Annotated in this window: 18 protein-coding genes; 6 read left to right on the forward strand and 12 right to left on the reverse strand. The window is 67.8% G+C overall.

Annotated features, from left to right (window positions below):
- Positions 1-15 precede the first annotated feature (15 nt).
- Complete coding sequence (locus AC5P53_RS17210; RefSeq protein ID WP_241887634.1) at positions 16-669, reverse strand: hypothetical protein; 654 nt, start codon at positions 667-669, stop codon at positions 16-18.
- Positions 670-712: 43 nt separating this feature from the next.
- Complete coding sequence (locus tag AC5P53_RS17215; RefSeq protein WP_049440148.1) at positions 713-2461, reverse strand: glutamine--tRNA ligase/YqeY domain fusion protein; 1749 nt, start codon at positions 2459-2461, stop codon at positions 713-715.
- 190 nt (positions 2462-2651) lie between these two features.
- Here AC5P53_RS17215 and AC5P53_RS17220 point away from each other — a divergent pair, with 190 nt between their 5' ends.
- Both AC5P53_RS17220 and msrA read left to right on the forward strand, forming a co-directional pair.
- Positions 2652-2915 (forward strand): putative signal transducing protein, encoded by a 264-nt coding sequence (locus tag AC5P53_RS17220; protein WP_032956987.1) that lies wholly within the window; start codon positions 2652-2654, stop codon positions 2913-2915.
- Positions 2916-2945: 30 nt separating this feature from the next.
- Positions 2946-3611 (forward strand): peptide-methionine (S)-S-oxide reductase MsrA, encoded by a 666-nt coding sequence (gene msrA / locus AC5P53_RS17225; RefSeq protein WP_032956996.1) that lies wholly within the window; start codon positions 2946-2948, stop codon positions 3609-3611.
- Positions 3612-4291: 680 nt separating this feature from the next.
- Here msrA and AC5P53_RS17230 read toward each other — a convergent pair.
- From AC5P53_RS17230 to ahpC, 5 genes are all read right to left on the reverse strand, one after another.
- A complete protein-coding gene (locus tag AC5P53_RS17230; protein WP_495227474.1) occupies positions 4292-5248 on the reverse strand; it encodes a transaldolase in 957 nt (318 codons plus the stop codon).
- A gap of 50 nt (positions 5249-5298) precedes the next feature.
- Entirely contained in the window at positions 5299-5703 is a 405-nt protein-coding gene (gene rnk, locus AC5P53_RS17235) for a nucleoside diphosphate kinase regulator (protein ID WP_014036052.1), read from the reverse strand.
- Positions 5704-5826: 123 nt separating this feature from the next.
- Positions 5827-6789, reverse strand: a complete 963-nt coding sequence (locus AC5P53_RS17240) for a LysR substrate-binding domain-containing protein (protein WP_014646003.1) — start codon at positions 6787-6789, stop codon at positions 5827-5829.
- Positions 6790-6874: 85 nt separating this feature from the next.
- On the reverse strand, positions 6875-8467 hold the full coding sequence (ahpF, locus tag AC5P53_RS17245) for an alkyl hydroperoxide reductase subunit F (RefSeq protein WP_014646004.1): 1593 nt from the start codon (positions 8465-8467) through the stop codon (positions 6875-6877).
- Positions 8468-8691: 224 nt separating this feature from the next.
- The gene (gene ahpC / locus AC5P53_RS17250) at positions 8692-9255 is read right to left on the reverse strand and encodes an alkyl hydroperoxide reductase subunit C (protein ID WP_005408159.1); all 564 of its coding nucleotides are present in this window, start codon (positions 9253-9255) and stop codon (positions 8692-8694) included.
- 322 nt (positions 9256-9577) lie between these two features.
- Between ahpC and prmC the strand changes: the two genes are divergently transcribed.
- Positions 9578-10435, forward strand: coding sequence for a peptide chain release factor N(5)-glutamine methyltransferase (prmC, locus tag AC5P53_RS17255; protein WP_241887635.1), 858 nt, complete (start codon positions 9578-9580; stop codon positions 10433-10435).
- 48 nt (positions 10436-10483) lie between these two features.
- Complete coding sequence (pip, locus tag AC5P53_RS17260; protein WP_010481800.1) at positions 10484-11425, forward strand: prolyl aminopeptidase; 942 nt, start codon at positions 10484-10486, stop codon at positions 11423-11425.
- Positions 11426-11739: 314 nt separating this feature from the next.
- Here the strand turns inward: pip and AC5P53_RS17265 are convergent, their stop codons facing one another.
- Positions 11740-12624 (reverse strand): LysR family transcriptional regulator, encoded by an 885-nt coding sequence (locus tag AC5P53_RS17265; protein WP_049408496.1) that lies wholly within the window; start codon positions 12622-12624, stop codon positions 11740-11742.
- 105 nt (positions 12625-12729) lie between these two features.
- On the opposite strand from AC5P53_RS17265, the gene AC5P53_RS17270 reads away from it, so the two are divergent.
- Positions 12730-14148 (forward strand): MFS transporter, encoded by a 1419-nt coding sequence (locus AC5P53_RS17270; protein WP_032956978.1) that lies wholly within the window; start codon positions 12730-12732, stop codon positions 14146-14148.
- Between the two features lie 136 nt (positions 14149-14284).
- Here the strand turns inward: AC5P53_RS17270 and AC5P53_RS17275 are convergent, their stop codons facing one another.
- Genes AC5P53_RS17275 through AC5P53_RS17290 form a run of 4 tightly spaced genes read right to left on the reverse strand, consistent with a single transcriptional unit; the run spans position 14285 to position 17139 of the window.
- Positions 14285-15082 carry an N-formylglutamate amidohydrolase gene (locus AC5P53_RS17275; RefSeq protein ID WP_032956976.1) on the reverse strand — a complete coding sequence of 266 codons (798 nt, stop codon included), beginning with the start codon at positions 15080-15082 and terminating at the stop codon, positions 14285-14287.
- Positions 15075-15629, reverse strand: a complete 555-nt coding sequence (locus tag AC5P53_RS17280; RefSeq protein WP_024957736.1) for an NUDIX hydrolase — start codon at positions 15627-15629, stop codon at positions 15075-15077. The genes AC5P53_RS17275 and AC5P53_RS17280 overlap by 8 nt, the downstream gene beginning before the upstream one ends.
- Complete coding sequence (locus tag AC5P53_RS17285) at positions 15626-16561, reverse strand: 5'-3' exonuclease (protein WP_014646011.1); 936 nt, start codon at positions 16559-16561, stop codon at positions 15626-15628. The genes AC5P53_RS17280 and AC5P53_RS17285 overlap by 4 nt, the downstream gene beginning before the upstream one ends.
- The gene (locus AC5P53_RS17290) at positions 16558-17139 is read right to left on the reverse strand and encodes a nitroreductase family protein (protein ID WP_014646012.1); all 582 of its coding nucleotides are present in this window, start codon (positions 17137-17139) and stop codon (positions 16558-16560) included. The genes AC5P53_RS17285 and AC5P53_RS17290 overlap by 4 nt, the downstream gene beginning before the upstream one ends.
- Before the next feature lie 331 nt (positions 17140-17470).
- On the opposite strand from AC5P53_RS17290, the gene pacR reads away from it, so the two are divergent.
- Positions 17471-19792 carry a PacR family protein gene (gene pacR, locus AC5P53_RS17295; protein WP_041863077.1) on the forward strand — a complete coding sequence of 774 codons (2322 nt, stop codon included), beginning with the start codon at positions 17471-17473 and terminating at the stop codon, positions 19790-19792.
- Positions 19793-19828 lie beyond the last annotated feature (36 nt).

The raw sequence follows: 19828 nt of genomic DNA on the forward strand, positions 1-19828 counted from the left end.
AGGCAGGGCCTGGGGCTAGCGGTCGAGTGCGTCGAGCTCGGCGCGATATCGCTGCGCGTCGGATTGCTGCTGCTGATCGTTGCCGTGGTCGCGCAGCCAGCTTTCCAGCTCGCGGCGATAGTCCGCGCGGAAACCGGCATTGCCCGGGCTGAAATGCAGCTTGCGTGCCGCCACCTCCACCCGCTCGCGCGCGCTGGCCCGGGCCTGGGCGATGCCGTGCGGTGACTCGTTGGTGAGGATGACGATGTTGCGCGGGAAGCCCGGCGTGTACTTCACCACGAACGGCTGGTCGCGCGCCGGGATGCGGATGGCGTTTTCCAGCGGCCACAGCGAAGCGGTATTGGTGTGGAACACCACGTCCACGTCGCGCCCCTCGGCCGTGCGCAGCACCGCTTCGTAGCGCCAGATGTACTGTTCGTTGAGCGTGGAGCTGGTTCGCTCGGCCTTGACGATCACCGCTTCACCACGCTCGCCCACCACGTTGAGGAAGGCGGCGTTGAGGAAGTGGCCGAGGAACATGTTGAGCATCGCCAGCGGGAACACCACGATGGCGTAGCCCGGAAAGCGCCGCCACCACGAGACCAGCCCGGCCAGCACCATTGCTGCAAAGAACGTCAGCAGCGGATGCTGCGAGATGAACCAGAGCAGGACGGAAAGGGCGGTGATCATCGTCGCGGTCCTGCGGGCGCCATCCAGGCGCCCGCGCAGGTCCTCAGGCCGACCAGGTATCGCGCAGGGTCACGCTGCGGTTGAACACCGGCGTGGCTGCGGTATGGTCGCGGCGGTCGGCCACGAAGTAGCCGGTACGCTCGAACTGGAACGACTGCTCCGGCGCGGCGCTGGCCGCGGCCGGCTCGACATAGCCGGTGACAGTGCGGCGCGATTCCGGGTTGAGGTAATCGCGGTAGGTCTTGCCTTCCGATTCGTCGTCCGGGTTCGGCACCGAGAACAGGCGGTCGTACAGGCGGATCTCGGCCGGTACGCCGTGCACGGCGCTGACCCAGTGGATGGTGCCCTTGACCTTGCGGTTGGCGCCTTCCATGCCCGGACGCGATTCCGGATCCAGCCAGCCGCGCAGCTCGGTGATGGTGCCGTCGGCATCCTTGATCACTTCGTCGCAGCGGATGATGCCGGCGCCGCGCAGGCGCACTTCGCCCCCCGGGACCAGGCGCTTCCAGCCCTTCGGCGGCACTTCGGCGAAGTCCTCGCGGTCGATCCACACTTCGCGTGCGAACGGTACTTCGCGGCTGCCGAAGCTTTCGTCCTTCGGGTGGTTGCTGAAGGTCAGCTGCTCTTCGTGGCCTTCCGGCAGGTTGGTCAGCACCAGCTTGACCGGATCGACCACTGCCATGCGGCGCGGTGCGGCACTGTCCAGGTCCTCGCGCAGCGCGCCTTCCAGCACGCTGAAGTCGATCAGCGAATTCTGCTTGCTGATGCCCACGCGCTCGGCGAACAGGCGCATCGCGGCCGGGGTGTAACCACGGCGACGCAGGCCCTGCAGGGTCGGCATGCGCGGGTCTTCCCAGCCGTCCACCAGCTGTTCGGTGACCAGCGCCATCAGCTTGCGCTTGCTCATCACCGTGTAGTTGATGTTCAGGCGCGAGAACTCGATCTGGCGCGGCTTGGCCGCTTCGCGCGGCAGGCCGGCATCGACCAGCGGCTGGGTCAGCGCATCGTCATGGGCGAAATCGACGTTGTCCACGCACCAGTCGTACAGCGGGCGGTGGTCTTCGAATTCCAGCGTGCACAACGAGTGGGTGATGCCTTCGATCGAATCACCCAGCGCGTGGGCGAAGTCGTACATCGGGTAGATCGGCCACGCATTGCCGGTGTTCTGGTGCTCGACGTGCTTGATGCGGTACAGCGCCGGATCGCGCAGGTTGATGTTGCCGCTGGCCATGTCGATCCTGGCGCGCAGGGTGCGCGCACCATCCGGGAATTCACCGGCGCGCATGCGGCGGAACAGGTCGAGGTTTTCCTCGACGCTGCGGTCGCGCCATGGCGACGGGCGGCCCGGCTCGGTCAGGGTGCCGCGGTAGGCGCGCACTTCCTCGGCCGACAGGTCGCAGACGTAGGCCTTGCCCTGTTCGATCAGCTTCTCGGCGGCCAGGTAATAGGCCTGGAAATAGTCCGAGGCGTGGCGCAGCTCGTTCCACTCGAAGCCCAGCCAGCGCACGTCGTCCTGGATCGCGGCCACGTATTCCGGATCTTCCTTGGCCGGGTTGGTGTCATCGAAGCGCAGGTTGCAGACGCCGCTGAATTCACCGGCGATGCCGAAGTTCAGGCAGATCGACTTGGCGTGACCGATGTGCAGGTAGCCGTTCGGCTCCGGCGGGAAGCGGGTCTTGATCGCCTGGTGCTTTCCGCTGGCCAGGTCCTCGCGCACGATCTGGCGGATGAAATCGCGCTTTTCGTGGCTGTCGGCGGGGGTCTCGGGGCTGGCGGGGGTGTGCTCGGACATGAGTCGGCGAAAAGAAAGGCAGAAAGACCAACAGTCTAGCGCGTACGGGGCAGGGCTGCCCGGTGGGGTGTGGGGATGCCGGCCCCGCCCTCTGGTAGTGCCGGCCGCTGGCCGGCAACTCTCCGATCCCGCCCCCGGCACCATTCAGCCCCCGGGCGTATGCTGGAGCCCTGCCCCGAGGAGCCGCCGCATGCACATCGTGTACAAGGCCGACAACCTGTTCGACGCCCATCTGGTCAAGCACGCGCTGGAGAACGCCGGCATCCCCGCCTTCGTGTTCGGCGAGCAGCTGCTGGGGGGCATGGGCGAGCTGCCGTTGTTCGGTGTGTTGCGGGTCGGCATCCCCGACGCGGCGCGGCCGCAGGCGGAGGACATCATCGCGGCGCTGGACTTGGGCCAGGCCGCCGCCGACCCCATTTCCGATGCAGACGATATGGCCGGACTGCCGGCGTAGGAGCGCATCATGTTGGGAATTGGCCAGGGCATCCTCGGCATCGGGGCCTTCAAGCAGCGCCTGCCGCGCCCGGAAGAGGCACTGCCAGGGCGCGAGCAACCGCTGCCGCTGCACAGCAACCAGCACTTCGTGAACAGCCATCCGCTGAAGGACCGTTTCGCCGGCCTGCAGCAGATCCGCTTCGCGCTGGGCTGTTTCTGGGGCGCCGAGCGGAAGTTCTGGACCGAGCCGGGCGTGTACAGCACCTCGGTCGGCTACGCCGGCGGTATCACCCCGAACCCGACCTATGAAGAAGTGTGCTCGGGCCTGACCGGGCACACCGAAGTGGTGCAGGTGGTGTTCGACCCGGCGGTGGTGAGCCTGGAACGGCTGCTGCAGCTGTTCTGGGAAAGCCACGACCCGACCCAGGGCATGCGGCAGGGCAACGACACCGGTACCCAGTACCGTTCGGCGATCCACGCCACCGACGAGGCACAGTACGCTGCCGCGCTGGCCAGCCGCGAGGCCTACCAGGCCCAGCTGGATGCGGCCGGCTACGGCCCGATCACCACCGAGATCGTGTACCCGGCACCGGCGTACTACTACGCCGAGGACTATCACCAGCAGTACCTGGCGAAGAATCCGAACGGCTACTGCGGCATCGGCGGCACCGGCGTGAGCTGCCCGATCGGGTTGGATGTGGAGGCGCCGCGCTGACGCGCGGTGGTCCGCCTGCGGCGGGCAACGTCAACGGCTGAAAGCCAAAGCCAAAGCCAAAGCCAAAGCCAAAGCCAAAGCCAAAGCGGCTCTGGGTTGCTGCTTGTTGGGTGGGGCGGTGTGGGTTGGCAGGACACGCCGTGAACCCGTCCCTGGGGGCTCGATGGCGCCTTGCTCGTGTGCGCTGTCCTGCGCACACGGCAAGACCGGGGTTGGGCGTCCTGCCCAACCCGCCCGAGGCATGCCTCGGGCCCATGGCGCCAACGGTCCTGCCAACCCACACCGCCCCACCCCCGACAGTTTCCCGGTGACGGTGGGAAAGAGCATTGGGTTACTGACGAACTGATGGAAAACAAAAAGGACGCGGTCTTCGCCGCGTCCTTTTTGTTTGGTTCTGCATTGCCCTTGTAGAGCCGAGCCATGCTCGGCTCCAAGCAAGCGAAGCGCGCGACCCGCGTTTGATCTTCTTTCTTCCGTGGCGGGTGGCCACCGGAAACTGTCAGAGGGCGGGCGGGTTGGGTTCGCGGGAGTGTCCGCCGCATGGATGCGGCGGCCAAGCCTCCAGGGATGGATTCGCGGCGTCTCCCGCGAACCCAACCCGCCCGACCCAGCGCGGCTTTTTGCTCTTCGCGACCGACCGACCGACCTGCCACGAGGGGCTCAGCCGTTGGCCGGAATCCTCACAGTGCCGCGCGGATCCGCTCGCGCAGCGCTTCCAGATCCTTGGCAAACGCATCGATACCGGTCGCCAGCTTCTCGGTCGCCATCGGATCAGCAGCCAGATCCGCCGCGAACGTCGCCGCATCGATCGGGGGCACCGCCGCGCCATCAGCGGCACCAGCCACCAGCTTGCGCGGCAGCGCGCCGTGGTCGGCGTCCAGCTTCTCCAGCAGGTCCGGCGAAATGGTCAGGCGGTCGCAGCCGGCCAGCGCTTCGATCTGTGCGGTCGAACGGAACGAGGCGCCCATCACCACCGTCTTCGAACCGCGGCGCTTGAATTCGGCATAGACGCCGCGCACGAACTTCACGCCCGGGTCTTCGTCGATGCTGGCCGGGGTCTGGCCGTTGGCCACGTACCAGTCCAGGATGCGGCCGACGAACGGGGAGATCAGGAACGCGCCGGCCTCGCTGCAGGCCAGCGCCTGGGTCGGGCTGAAGATCAGGGTCAGGTTGCAGTCGATGCCTTCGGCCTGCAGGATGCGCGCGGCTTCCACGCCTTCCCAGGTCGCGGCGATCTTGATCAGGATCTTCTCGCGCGGCACCCCGGCATCGGCGTACATCTGGATGAACTGGCGGGCCTTGGCCACGGTGGCGGCGGTGTCGTGGGCCTGGTCGGCGTCCACTTCGGTGGACACGCGGCCCGGCACCAGCGTGCTCAACAGCGCGCCGACGCCGATGGTCAGGCGGTCGGCCACGGCGTGCACCACGGCTTCGCGGTCGCCCGCCTGCTGGCGGCCCCAGGCCAGTTCGCGTTCGATCAGTTCGGCGTAGACCGGCAGGTCCAGCGCCTTCTTCACCAGGGTCGGGTTGGTGGTGCAGTCCACCGGCTGCAGGCGCTTGATCGCCTCGTAGTCACCGGTATCGGCAACGACCACGGACAGTTCGCGCAGCTGGGACAGTTTGGACGGGGTACTCATTACGGCTCCTGGTGCAGGGGGATCGAATCGCGCGCGGTGCGCAGCGGTAATCAGGGGCGGTCGTTGTGGACCGCAGTCACGCGCAGGCGCAGCTTGCGGCCGCCGGGCGCGTTCCAGTCGATGCTCTGGCCGATGGCCAGGCCGAGCAGGGCACTGCCGACCGGGGCCAGCACGGAGACCTTGCCTTCATCGACATTGGCTTCGCGGGGGAAGACCAGGGTCAGGACGTGCTTTTCGCCCGACACTTCATCTTCGCACTCCACGCGCGAATGCATCATGACGATGCCTTCGGGAATCTGGTCCGGTGCCAGCACGGTGGCCCGGTTGAGTTCTTCAGCAAGCGCGAGCGCGGCAGGCGTCTGGCTCAGCGCAGGGGATTCGAGCATGGCGTCCAGGCGGTCCATGTCGAAGGTAGAAACGGTGATCGACGGCGGCAGGCCGCTGGCGGTGTTCATGGTGAAGCTCCTTGGTTGAAAGCCATGCAAAAGGCGGCACCTGCTGGCGCCGCCTGTCTGTATTGTGGGGACAAATGCGGCCGGAATCGACTCCTGCCGATTCCGGGCCGGTGCTGCGGGGGCTCAGCCGTTCAGCGCGGGGCCGGGCAGGGCCGGTGCATCGCTGCCGGCATCGAGCGCCTCCAGCGTGAACAGTGCCTGCGGCAGGCGCTTGAACTGGTCGGCCAGCTCCATCAGGAAGTCGTTCATGGCCGAGCTGCGGCGCCAGATCATGGCGATGCGGCGGCTGGGACGGCCTTCGCCGGTGAAATCGAGCAGGCGGATGTTGTTCGAGCGCGGCACCGGCGGCTGCACCGACAGGCTCGGCAGCAGGGTGATGCCGACGTCGGCGGCGACCATCTGCCGCAGCGTTTCCAGGCTGGTGGCGCGGAATTCGGACTTCTCGTTGGCGCCGAACAGGCGGCAGACTTCCAGCGCCTGGTCGCGCAGGCAATGCCCGTCTTCCAGCAGCAGCAGCTTCTGCGTGGCCAGTTCCTGCACGTCCAGGTGTTCGCGGCGGGCCAGCGGGTGGCGCCCGGACACGGCCAGCAGGAACGGTTCCTCGAACAGGAATTCGGCATGCAGCTGGTCGTCGATCACCGGCAGGGCCAGCAGTGCGGCGTCGAGCTTGCCTTCGCGCAGGCGGTCCAGCAGCACGTCGCTCTTTTCCTCGACCAGCAGCAGTTCCAGCTCCGGGAAGCGCTCGCGGATGCGCGGGATCACATGCGGCAGCAGGTACGGGCCGAGGGTCGGGAAGATGCCCAGGCGCACCGTGCCGGCTTCCGGATCGCGGCTGCGTCGCGCCGCCTCCTTCAGCTGTTCCACCTCAGACACGATCACCCGCGCCCGCGCCGCCGCTTCCTGGCCGGCCGGGGTCAGCATCACCTTGCGCGGTGCGCGTTCCACCAGCGGCAGGCCCAGCTCTTCTTCCAGCTTGCGGATCTGCGTCGACAGCGTGGGCTGGCTGACGAAGCAGGAGGCGGCAGCCCGGCCGAAATGCTTGTGGTCGGCCAGGGCTACCAGGTACTTCAGATCACGTAGGTTCATCCTTACACCCCAGGGGTAACGGACCGGCTGACGGCGTGGTTACCCGACAGGCAGACAATGTTCCCGGTGATCTGGGAACGGTGGATCAGGCTGCTTCAGCAACGGCACCGCTGCTGTTGCTCACCGACGAGCGGATCAGGTGGTCGAACGCACTCAGTGCGGCGGTCGAGCCGGCGCCCATGGCGATGATGATCTGCTTGTAGGGCACCGTCGTGCAATCGCCAGCGGCGAACACGCCCGGCAGGTTGGTCTGGCCGCGGTCGTCGATGACGATCTCGCCGCGCGGCGACAGCGCCACCACATCCTTCAGCCACTCGGTGTTGGGCAGCAGGCCGATCTGCACGAAGATGCCTTCCAGCTCGACGCGGTGGGCATCGCCGCCGACGCGGTCCTTGTAGACCAGGCCGGTGACGCGGCTGCCGTCGCCCAGCACTTCGGTGGTCTGCGCGCTGGTCAGCACGGTCACGTTGCCCAGGCTGCGCAGCTTCTTCTGCAGCACTTCATCGGCGCGCAGGCTGGAATCGAACTCCAGCAGGGTTACATGCGACACGATGCCGGCCAGGTCGATGGCCGCTTCCACGCCGGAGTTGCCGCCGCCGATCACCGCCACGCGCTTGCCCTTGAACAGCGGGCCATCGCAGTGCGGACAGTACGCCACGCCCTTGTTGCGGTACTGGTCTTCGCCCGGCACGTTCATCTGCCGCCAGCGCGCGCCGGTGGACAGGATCACCGAACGCGACTTCAGTACCGCGCCGTTTTCCAGCTGCACCTGCACCAGGCCGTCTTCGCCGGCCGGCACCAGCGCACTGGCGCGCTGCAGGTTCATGATGTCCACCTCGTACTCGCGCACGTGCTGCTCCAGCGCCGTGGCCAGCTTGGGGCCCTCGGTCTCCTTCACCGAAATGAAGTTCTCGATCGCCATGGTGTCCAGCACCTGGCCACCGAAACGCTCGGCGGCGATGCCGGTACGGATGCCCTTGCGTGCGGCGTAGATCGCCGCTGCAGCGCCGGCCGGGCCACCGCCCACCACCAGCACGTCGAAGGCGTCCTTGGCGGCGATCTTCTCGGCATCGCGCTTGCCGGCGTTGGTGTCCAGCTTGGCCACGATCTGCTCGAGGGTCATGCGGCCCTGGTCGAAGATTTCACCGTTCAGGTACACGGTCGGCACCGACATGATCTCACGCTTCTCGACTTCGTCCTGGAACAGGGCGCCATCGATGGCCACGTGCTGGATGCGCGGGTTGAGCACCGCGGCCAGGTTCAGCGCCTGCACCACGTCCGGGCAGTTCTGGCAGGACAGCGAGAAGTAGGTCTCGAACCGGTAGTCGCCTTCCAGGTTCTGCACCTGCTCGATCAGCTCGGCGGTGGCCTTGGACGGGTGCCCGCCGACCTGCAGCAGCGCCAGCACCAGCGAGGTGAACTCGTGGCCCATCGGCAGGCCGGCGAAGGTCAGGTGGATGTCCTGGCCCGGGGTGCCCAGGTCGAAGGACGGCACGCGGCCCTGGCCATCGCGCAGCACCTGCAGCGAGATCTTGTCCGACAGGCTGTCCAGGGTCTGCAGCAGTTCCAGCATTTCCTGCGACTTGGCGCCGTCGTCGGCGTGCGCGGTGATCTGGATCGGGCGGGTCACGCGCTCCAGATAGGTCTTCAGCTGCGACTGCAGGTTGGCGTCCAACATCGGTCTTCTCCTGGCTTCAGGCAAACAGAGGGCGTGGCACCGCTGTACAAGGTAGCGGACCAGCTGGGGGTAGGGGTGAACCCAAGACAGCGACCGTGGAAGGGGCTGGCTGGCCAAGGCGGGCGAGCGTTGGCTGTCTTGGGTTCACCCCCACGCCGGCGGGGGGACCGGCACGGGGATGAAGGGCGCGCCGCGGCGTGGGGCCACGGCAGGCCGGTACTGCCTTAGATCTTGCCGACCAGGTCCAGCGACGGGGTCAGGGTCTTCTCGCCTTCCTTCCACTTGGCCGGGCACACCTGGTTCGGGTTGGCGGCGGTGAACTGGGCAGCCTTCAGCTTGCGCAGGGTCTCGGACACGTCTCGGGCGATCTCGTTGGAGTGGATCTCCAGGGTCTTGATCACGCCTTCCGGGTTGATGATGAAGGTGCCGCGCAGGGCCAGGCCTTCTTCCGGAATGTGCACGCCGAAAGCGTTGGTCAGCTGGTGGGTCGGGTCGCCGACCAGCGGGAACTGGGCCTTGCCGACGGCCGGCGAGGTCTCGTGCCACACCTTGTGCGAGAAGTGGGTATCGGTGGTGACGATGTAGACCTCGGCGCCGGCCTTCTTGAACTCGGCGTAGTGGTCAGCTGCGTCCTCGATCTCGGTCGGGCAGTTGAAGGTGAAGGCGGCCGGCATGAAGATCAGGACGGACCACTGGCCCTTCAGGCTGGCGTCGGAAACCTTGATGAACTCGCCGTTGTGGTAAGCGTTGGCTTCGAACGGCTGGATCTGGGTGTTGATGAGGGACATCATTTTTCCTCTTGGTGAAGGGGAGTGGGTGAATCGACAGGAGCTAGGTTACCCATTCGCTGGCGATAAGAACAATGCATTGATTGCATCTATTTGATAGATGGAATCTATCAAAATGCACTGAGCAGGCACTGAACCCGGCCGCTTTCATCCTGCAACTGACTGTGTGACAAGGAAAATCTCGCCGGACCGCTGCCTGGGGCCGATAGCCCCTCCTTATCCCGTCCGGCGGAACCTGAACGGATTCCGATTTTGTAGAGCCGAGCCCGCGCTCGGCTGCTCCAGAAGCAGCCGAGCGCGGGCTCGGCTCTACAATTGCGGAATGTCTTTCCAAACCGAACCCACCCTGCGCCAGATCGTGGCCGAGGCCAGTGTCCGCCTCGGCAGCGTCGAAGCCCGCCATGAGGCGGAGCTGCTGCTGCTGCATGTGCTGGAACGCCCACGCAGTTGGCTGTTCGCGCATGCCACCGATCCGCTGGCCGCCGCCGACCAGGCCGCCTTCGAGACGCTGTTGGCCCGCCGCGTGGCCGGCGAGCCGGTCGCCTACCTGACCGGCCGCCGCGGATTCTGGACGCTGGATCTGGAGGTCGATCCGGCCACGCTGATCCCGCGCCCGGAGACCGAACTGCTGGTCGAGCTGGCGCTGGAACGCCTGCCGCAGGACCGTGCGCTGCGGCTGGCTGACCTGGGCACCGGCAGCGGCGCGATCGCCTTGGCGCTGGCCAGCGAGCGGCCACAGGCACAGGTGCTGGCCACCGATGCCAGCCCGGGTGCGCTGGCCGTGGCCGTGCGCAATGCTGCGCGCCATGAACTGCGCAACGTCCGCTTCGCCGAGGGCGGGCACGATTGGTACGCGCCGTTGCAGGGCATGCGCTTCGACCTGATTGCGAGCAATCCGCCGTACATCGCCAGCGACGACCCGCACCTGCAACAGGGCGACCTGCGCTTCGAACCGGCCTCCGCGCTGGCGTCCGGTGTGGACGGCCTGGATGACATCCGCCGCATCATCGATGGCGGCCAGGCGCATCTGCTGCCCGGTGGCTGGTTGCTGATCGAGCACGGATGGGACCAGGGCGCGGCGATCCGCGCGCTGTTCGACGCCGCCGGTTTTGCCGAGGTGCAGACCGTGCAGGACCTGGAGCAGCGCGACCGCATCACCCTGGGCCGGCGACCGGCCTAGAATGGGGGTTCTCCTGCCCCGGCAGGGCATCACCTTGGAGCTGCAAGCATGCGTACGCTGTACCCCGCCATCACCCCCTACGACGTCGGCACCCTGAAGGTCGACGACCGCCACACGCTGTATTTCGAACAGTGCGGCAACCCGGACGGCAAGCCGGTGGTGATGCTGCACGGTGGCCCGGGCGGTGGTTGCAGCGACAAGATGCGCCAGTTCCACGACCCGTCCAAGTACCGCATCATCCTGTTCGACCAGCGTGGTGCGGGTCGATCCACCCCGCACGCGGACCTGGTGGACAACACCACCTGGGACCTGGTCGCCGATATCGAGAAGCTGCGCGAGCACCTGAAGGTCGATCGCTGGCAGGTGTTCGGTGGCAGCTGGGGCTCGACCCTGGCCCTGGCCTATGCCGAGACCCATCCGCAGCGCGTGACCGAACTGGTCCTGCGCGGCATCTTCATGCTGCGCCGCTGGGAGCTGGAATGGTTCTACCAGGAAGGCGCCAACCGCCTGTTCCCGGATGCGTGGGAGCATTACCTGAAGCCGATCCCGTCGGTGGAGCGTCATGACCTGATCTCGGCCTTCCACCGCCGCCTGACCAGTGACGACGAAACCACCCGCCTGGAAGCCGCCAAGGCCTGGGCGGTGTGGGAAGGCGCGACCAGTTTCCTGCACGTCGATGATGACTTCATCAACAGCCACGAAGACCCGCACTTCGCCCTGGCCTTCGCCCGCATCGAGAACCACTACTTCGTCAACGGTGGCTTCTTCGAGGTGGAAGACCAGCTGCTGCGCGACGCGCACCGCATCGCCGACATCCCGGGCGTGATCGTGCACGGCCGCTACGACGTGGTCTGCCCGCTGGCCAACGCCTGGGACCTGACCAAGGTGTGGCCGAAGGCGAAGCTGGAAATCACCCCGGCCTCGGGCCATTCGGCGTTCGAGGCCGAGAACGTGGACGCGCTGGTGCGCGCCACCGATGGCTTCGCCTGATCGGTAGTGCCGGCCGCTGGCCGGCAATGCCTTACCGGTCCGTTTCGCCGCCGCCCGATGTGGCTCGCCGGCCAGCGGCCGGCGCTACCGGATAGCCAAGGCCTCGGGCCATTCGGCGTTCGAAGCCGAGAACGTGGACGCGCTGGTGCGCGCCACCGATGGCTTCGCCTGATCGGTAGTGCCGGCCGCTGGCCGGCAATGCCTTGCCGGTCCGTTTCGCCGCCGCCCGATGTGGCTCGCCGGCCAGCGGCCGGCGCTACCGGTACCCAAGGGTTCTGACCCCGCCGAAACCTTCATCCACGCATGGCGTGGATTTACCAATCCCCGGCCAGCAACGCGTCGGCCAGCACCTGCAGCTTTGGCGAGTGCTGGCGCGACGGTGGGTAGATCAGCGACAGCGCGCGGCTGCGGCCTTCAAGCGGCTGCAGCACGCGTTGCAGGCGGCCGTCAGCCAGCGCGTCGGCCACCGCGAAATCCATCACCTGCACGATGCCGATGCCGGCGATGGCCGCTTCCACCAGCGGATCGCCACTGTCGAACACCATCCGCGTCGGTGGGGTGAACTCGCGCAGTTGGCCCTCCTGCAGGAACTGCCAGTCCACCAGCCGGCCACTGCGCAGGTTGCGCACCGCCAGGCACGCGTGGTCCCGCAGCGCGGCCACATCGTCCGGTGCGCCACAGCGGGCCAGATACGCGGGGCTGGCCACCGTCACCCAGCGCAGCGGACGCAGCGGGCGCGCGACGATGCGCTGGTCGGCGATGACGCCGGTGCGCAGGGCGGCATCGAAACCTTCCTCGACCAGATCGACCAGACGGTCACTGAGCACGGCCTCCACCTGCAGTTGCGGGTGCTGTTGCAGCAACGGCGCCAGCAGCGGTACCAGCACCTTGCGCCCGAACATCGAGGGCGCGCTGATCTTCAGGGTGCCCGCGGGCGTGCAGGGACGGTCGGCCAACTGGCGTTCGGCATCCTCCAGGCCACACAGCAGCGGTGCCACCTGATCGACGAACTGGCGGCCATCCGGGGTCAGCGCCACGTTGCGGGTGTTCCGCTGCAGCAGCTTCACCCCCAGCGTGGCCTCCAGCCGGCCGATCGCGCGCGACAGGCCGGACTGGCTCAGGCCCAGCTGCCCGGCGGCGACGGTGAAACTGCGGGCTTCGGCCACCTGCACCAGCATGCGCACTGCATTGAGGTCCATCGAAGTTCCATTCATGATGAAAATCATGACAGATATGGCTGGCAGGGGGTTTATTGATTCGGTCGCATCAATGAGACTGCGCTCCCCCACCGCGCCAGACCGCCGATGCCTCCCCTCAAGTACCCGCGCTGGGCGCTGACCCTGCTGGCCACTGCCCAGCTGATCATCGCCCTGGATGCCACCATCATCTTCGTCGCCCTGCACGACATGGGCCGCGCGCTGCAGATCAACGCGCAGCAGCTGCAATGGGTAGTCAGTGCCTACACCGTGGCGTTCGGCGGCAGCCTGCTGCTGGGCGGGCGCGCCGCCGACCTGATCGGCCGCCGCCGCTTCTACCGGCTGGGCATGCTGCTGTTCGCGCTGGCGTCGCTGTTCGGCGCGCTGGCGCCGAATGCCACCCTGTTGATCATCGCGCGCGCGGCGCAGGGCATCGGTGCCGCGTTGCTGTTCCCGGCCACGCTGGCGCTGATCAACACGTTGTATGCGGAAGGCCCGGTGCGCAACCGCGCACTGGCGATCTGGAGCATGGCCAGTGCGGTCGGCCTGGCGCTGGGCACGCTGCTCGGTGGCGTGCTGACCCAGGCGTTCGGCTGGCCGGCGGTGCTGGCGGTGATCGTTCCGCTGGCCACCGCCTGTGCAGTCGCGGCCGGCGCGTGGTTGCCGGCCGATGGCCCGCGTGTGCAGGGCCGTTCCTTCGATCTGGCCGGTTGCCTCACCGTCACCGCCGGCGGCAGCCTGCTGGTCACCACCCTGGTGCAAGGGCCGGAGTGGGGCTGGACGGCCCGCGCCACGCTCATCTGCCTGCTGCTTTCAGCCGTGCTGTTGACGGTGTTCGTACAGATCGAAAAGCGCAGCCGTGACCCGCTGATGCAGTTTGCGCTGCTGCGCCTGCCCGGCCTGCGCGCGGCACTCGGCCTGACCTTCGCCTTCATGAGCAGCTATGGCGTGCAGTACTACTTCCTGGCGCTCTACTTCCAGGATGGTTACGGCTGGAGCCCGCTGCAGGCCGGCATGGCCTTCCTGCTGCCGACCGTGGTGTGCACCTTCGGCATCCGCATTGCCGAACGCATGCTGCGGCGCCGTTCGCCACGGCAGGTGCTGGCCTGGGGCTTCGCGGCCGGTGCCATCGGCATCACTGCGGTGGCGCTGGCGATGCCGCATGGCGCCGGTTACTGGCCGCTGCTGCCGGGCATCGTGGTGCTCAGCGTGGGCCAGGGCATGAGCTGGACGGCGATGTGGATCGTGGCCGGGCAGGGCGTGCCGGGGCCGCAGCAGGGTGTGGCGTCCGGCATGGCCGCCACCGCACAGCAGATCGGCGGCGCGTTGGGACTGGCGGTACTGGTGATGGTGGCCAACGCCGCGCGCGGCACGCAGGAGGCAACCAGCCCTGATGCGCTGCAGGGCATGGTCAATGCGCAGTACGGCGCCGCGCTGTTCGCCGCGCTCGGCGTGGTGATCGCGCTGGGCCTGCGCCCGGCGCCGGTCGAATCGGCTGCTGCCGTCTGCCCGGTCAACGAGGCATGATTGAAGGCGCTGCCGTGGGTGGAAGTGCCACGCCTGCGGTGGTGCCGGCCGCTGGCCGGCAACCCCGGGGTGGTTGGATCATTGAGGTTGCCGGCCAGCGGCCGGCACTACCGATACGGGATGGAACCACGCGCGTTCAACCCAGCGCCAGCAGCTCCGGTTGCAGCGCGCTGAAGATCCGCGCCAGCCGCTCCGCCCACGCCTGCTGCCCGGCGGCATCGGCGATCAGGTCCTGGCGGATCTCCAGTTCCACGTGCACCAGGCCGCGCCCTTCGCCATGCACCGGTACCGCGTAGTCGCTGGTGCTGCTGACCGAATACGGTTCGTTGTCACCCACCACCAGGTCGCCTTCATCGCGCAGTGCCTGCAGCAGTGCATGCGCAAAGCGCGTGTCCTGGTGGTACAGCACGCCGGCGTGCCACGGCCGCTGCGTGCCGTTCATCACTGGCGTGAAGCTGTGCATCATCACCAGCAGGGTGGGGCGGCCGGCATCGCGCCGTGCATCCAGTTCCGCGTCGATGCGCGCGTGGTAGGGCGCGTGGATCGCATCGATGCGCTGCTGCCGCTGTGCAGCCGACAGCCTGGCATTGCCCGGGACCACGGTGTGGTCGCTCACTTCCGGAATCAGCGTCGGCGAGGCCAGCGGGCGGTTGCAGTCGATCAGCAGCCGCGAATAGGTCTGTTCGATCGCCCATGCATCCAGCCGTTCGGCCAGTGCGCGGGTGGTGCCGGCGATGCCGATGTCCCAGCCGATATGGCGGTCCAGCTCGGCCTGGGCCAGGCCGAGCCCGGTCAGCGCGCGTGGCACCTGCTGGCCGGCGTGATCGGCCAGCAGCAGGTACGGCGAGGCGCCCTGCGGCCGGTGGAGGGTATAGATCGCCGGGTCGTCGGCGCCCAGCAGCGCCGGCAGTACGTGCAGATCGGCGTCAGCCACGCGGGCGCCCGTCCAGGTGGTGCTCGATCATCCACAGGCCCGCCCACAGCTTGGCATCCAGCTCATAGCCTTCGCCCATCTTCTGCACCAGCCAGGCCGCCGCCTGCGCGCGCGGAATCTCGTGCACGGTGATGTCTTCGCTGTCATCGCCGCCACCTTCGCCGATCCGGCGCAGGCCGGTGGCGCGTACGAAGGCGATCTTCTCGCTGCTGGCGCCGGAGGACGTCGGGCCGATCATCAGCACTTCGGCGTGATCGGCGGTCCAGCCGGTTTCTTCTTCCAGCTCGCGCACGGCCGAGACTTCGATCGATTCGCCGGCGTGGATGTCGCCGACCAGGCCGGCCGGCATCTCGATGGTGGGGGCCTGCAGCGGCACGCGGAACTGTTCGACGAACAGCACCTTGTCCTCCGGGGTCACCGCGATGATGATCGCGGCCAGGCCACCGGCATGGGTACGTTCGCTGTATTCCCAGGTGCCGCGTACCAGCATGCGCTGGTACTTGCCTTCATAGACGACACGCGGGGCTTCGGTGTTGCGCTGGCTCATGCGGGCTCGCTGTGGGTGGGAAGAATATCGGGTACGCCGGCGGCATCGAACAGTCGGCGGCGGGTCATCGGGCCGAAGCGCAGGGTCTGGCACAGGCCGCCGAGCAGCTCGGGGTCGGCGGTCTGGCGCAGCAGGCCGGGTTGGCTGCCTTCCAGCGGCGCGTCCAGCGCGATGGTGGTCAGCTGGCGCCAGAGCAGGGCGTGCTCGCGCTGCTCGCGCAGGCGCACCGCCATCTGGGCGGCACCGCGCAGGCGCAGGAACGGCACTTCGTCCAGGCGTTCGTACAGCGCATCCAAGCTGCCGAAATGGGCCAGCAGCACGGCGGCGGACTTGCTGCCGACACCACTGACACCGGGAATGTTGTCCACCGCATCGCCGCACAGCGCCAGGTAATCGGCAATCTGGTGCGCGTGCACGCCGTGCCGTGCCTTCACGCCGGCCACGTCCCAGCGCTGGTTGCGGGCGTAGTCCCACTGTTCGTCGTGATCCAGCAGCAGCTGCGACAGGTCCTTGTCGGCGGAGATGATCACCCCGCGATGGCTGCCGCGGTGCACGTGCAGTGCGCTGCCGATCAGGTCGTCGGCTTCGTAGTCGTGGTGGGCGAGGACGGCAAGGCCCAACGCCGCGCACAGCGCCTTGCAGTGCACGAACTGGCGCTTGAGCGCTTCCGGTGCCGGATCACGGTTGGCCTTGTAGGCCGGATACAGGCGGTGGCGGAAGCCGCTGTCGAGCGCTTCGTCGAAGGCAATGGCGATGTGCCGCGGGCGCTCGCGCTCCAGCAGGTCCAGCAGGAAGCGGGCGAAGCCGTGCACAGCATTGGTCGGCCAGCCCTGCGCGTCCTGGAACTGGTCCGGCAGCGAGTGCCAGGCGCGGAACACGTAGATGCTGGCATCGACCAGGTACAGCGACGGCGGCGGTGCCGGCAGGGTCATGCCGGCGGCGTCCAGTCCTGCAGCAGGGTCGCTGGGTCGGGGCGCTCGCGCTCGGGCACGTCGGCCTTGGCGGTGCCGATGTGGATGAAGCCGGCGATGCGTTCACCCTCGACCAAGCCCAGGTGGGCCTGCACGACCGGATCGAAGGCCATCCAGGCCGTCAGCCACTGTGCGCCGAAGCCAAGCGCCTGCGCGGCCTGCAGCAGGGCGAAGCAGACGCAGCCGGCGGTCATCAGCTGTTCCTGTTCCGGCACCTTCGGGTCCGGGCGTGGGCTGGCGACCACCACGATCACCAGCGGGGCGTGGCTGAAACGCTGGCGGTCCTTCTCGAACACGGCCTCGCCGGCATGCGGGTCGCGCTGGCGGCTGCGCTTGGCCAGGAAGTCGCCCAGAGTGTGACGTGCATCGCCGGCGATCTTCAGGAAGCGGAACGGGACGCGCTTGCCGTGGTCGGGCACGCGCACGGCCGACGCCAGCATCCGCTGCAGGGTGGCCGGGTCCGGGCCGGGCTCGCCCAGTTGCCGCGAAGGCACTGAGCGGCGGGCATCCAGAGCGAGCAGGGCAGCGGGGTCGGGCATGGAGTCTGAACCGGTCATCACGGGTGTTTGATTATAGTCGGGGTGGTCAATGACGCCGTCTGTGTCGCGTCCGGCCCCTGAATACCAAACTGTGATGAACATCATGCCACTGGCGGGAAACGGACAGCCGCTTCCCCTCGCCTCGTGGGCCTTGCACGGCTTACGATACCCCTCTTGCCGGGCCGCCGGTCATGAGGTTTGAAGTGAGGACTGTTTCACTGTCCGTGACGGGCTGGCCGGCCTACCATCGACGTTCCGGTACATGGGGTGTGCCGGTCGTCGCGATGTCCATGCTGTCTGTCGTACCAGAGAAGGTGGGGAGCCTTCCCGAATGATGAGCGTGCCCACACCGATGGGATCGCCGGGCCGTGACCCGGCCCAGCTCCAGCTTGCCCGGGACATGGTCCTGCCCGCGCTGTGCCAGGCCTTCGGGGCCGCACTGGCGCGATTCGACGATGCCCTGTTCGACCGCGCCGGCAATGCCGGCTCGTCGCAGTTGCTGTTCCTGGACGCGATGCGCGAACTGCGCCGCCGCCGTGAGGAGATCGCTGCCGCCTTCGCCGGCCACCTGCAGCAGGCGTGGGCCGCATTGGCGGCCGGTGAGCCGCTGTCGGCCGAGGCGACCCTGTCGGGGCCGGCCGAGGATGGCCTGAGCCTGCTGGCCGAACACGTACTGGAATCGCGGTTGGCGGTGCGCAATTTCGCCACTGTATTGCTGCGTGACTTCAAGCCGGTGCTGGCGCGGCTGGACCGCCGCCTGGGCCGGTTGATCGGCGGCGTGGAACTGGACGCCGACCACAATCCCATCAGCCCCGAACATCTGGGCGTGGCCATCCACGAGGCCTTTGCCGGTTGCGAACTGGCCCCGGAAGTGCATCTGGTGCTGATCAAGCTGTGCGAGCGCGACCTGCGTGCACCGGTCGGCCGCATCTACGAGAAGCTGGACGAGCAGCTGGCCGCAGCCGGCGTGATGTCGCAGATGGGGGCTCCGCAGCGCCCACAACCGCCGGCACCGGATCCGCGCATGACCGGGATGCTGGATGACCTGGTCGAGCATCGCCACGGCGCGGGCGTCGATCCGGGGTTCAGCGATGACGAGCAGGCCGCACCGGCTTGGGCGCAGCGCTTTGCCGCCCGCTGGTCCGAGCGCCGCGGGCATATGCAGCAGCACCTGGGCGGCGATGATGGCGCCGCCGGCGAGGCCTACGCCGGCCAGCAGGGCATGCTGCTGGAAGCGTTGCACGAACTGCTGCAGCAGACCCGCCATGTGCGTGAGGACGCCACGTCTGCGGCACAGGTGGCGGTCGGCCAGCAGCGCCCGCTCAGCCAGCGCGAAATGATGTCGGTGCTGTCGCTGCTGCAGGCCACGCCGAGCGCGACGCTGCGTGCAGCCATCGGCGAGGACGGCGAATCGCTGGCGCAGCGGCTGAAGAGCGAAGTGCTGTCCAGCGCCACCCAGCTCGGCGTCGATCCGGGCCAGACCCGGCTGGACCCGCAGGATGAGGATGCCATCGACCTGGTCGGCATGCTGTTCGACGTGATGCTGGACGAGCGTGAACTGGAAGGCCGCTCGCGCGAACTGATCGGCCGCCTGGTCGTGCCTTTCGTCAAGGTCGCCATGCTCGACCGCCGCATGTTCGTGCAGAAGACCCATCCGGCGCGCAAGCTGCTCAATTCGCTGGCCGAGGCCTGCGAGGGCAACACCGGCGAGAGCCAGGCCGAGCGCATGCTGATGGCCAAGGTCGAGGAGATCATCGAGCGCCTGGTGGCCGAGTTCAACGAGAACCTGGCGATCTTCCTGACCCTGGAAGAAGAATTCCGCGAGTTCCTGGTGCAGCATCGCCGCCGCGTGGAAATCGCCGAGCGTCGCGCCGCAGAAACGCAGCGCGGCCAGGAAAAGCTGGAAATGGCCCGCACCCGGGCCGGTGCGGAACTGGATCGTCGCATCGGTGATGCCACCCTTCCGCCGGCCATTGCCGAGTTCCTGCGCCAGCCCTGGCAGCACCACCTGACCCTGGCGCTGCTGCGCGAGGGCGAAGAAGGCGCGTCGGTGGCCGAGGCACTGAGCCTCGGCGACGGCCTGCTGGAGGAAGTGGCCGAGGCACGGCGGCAGATTGTCGGCAAGCCATGGCTGCAGGCCTGGCAGCCGGTGCTGGCCAAGGTGTTTGCCAGCGTCGGTGTGCACGGCGATGCGGCTACCGGTGCGATCGACGCCCTGCACGACACGTTGCAGGGCATCGCCGAGTCGCGGCCGGAACTGCAGCGCGCGCTGCCCGAGCTGCCGCAGGTCGCGCTGCCGGCACCGCCGGTGGCCGAATCGCCAGCGGTGGAACTCAGCGGGCAGATCGATGCCGACGATTTCGACAACGCCGATGCCGACCGCTTCCGACGCATGGAAATCGGCAACTGGTTGGACTTCGTCGACAAGGACGGCAAGGTCCAGGCGGGCAAGCTGTCCTGGGTCAGCCCGATTTCCTCGCGCCTGCTGTTCGTCAACCGTCGCGGCGTGCGCTTCTGCGTGGCCTCGCCAGAAGAGCTGGCGGTGATGGTGCGGCTCGGCCGCCTGCGTGCCCACGTTGACGATGGCGCCTTCGACAGCGCCATGCAGGGCGTGATCGACCGCCTCGACCCGGGCAGCACCACCCTGCACTGAGTGCTGGCTGCCTGCTAGGATCGGGAAAACTCACCG

The organism is Stenotrophomonas sp. YJH_SMC_82, from assembly GCF_059368875.1.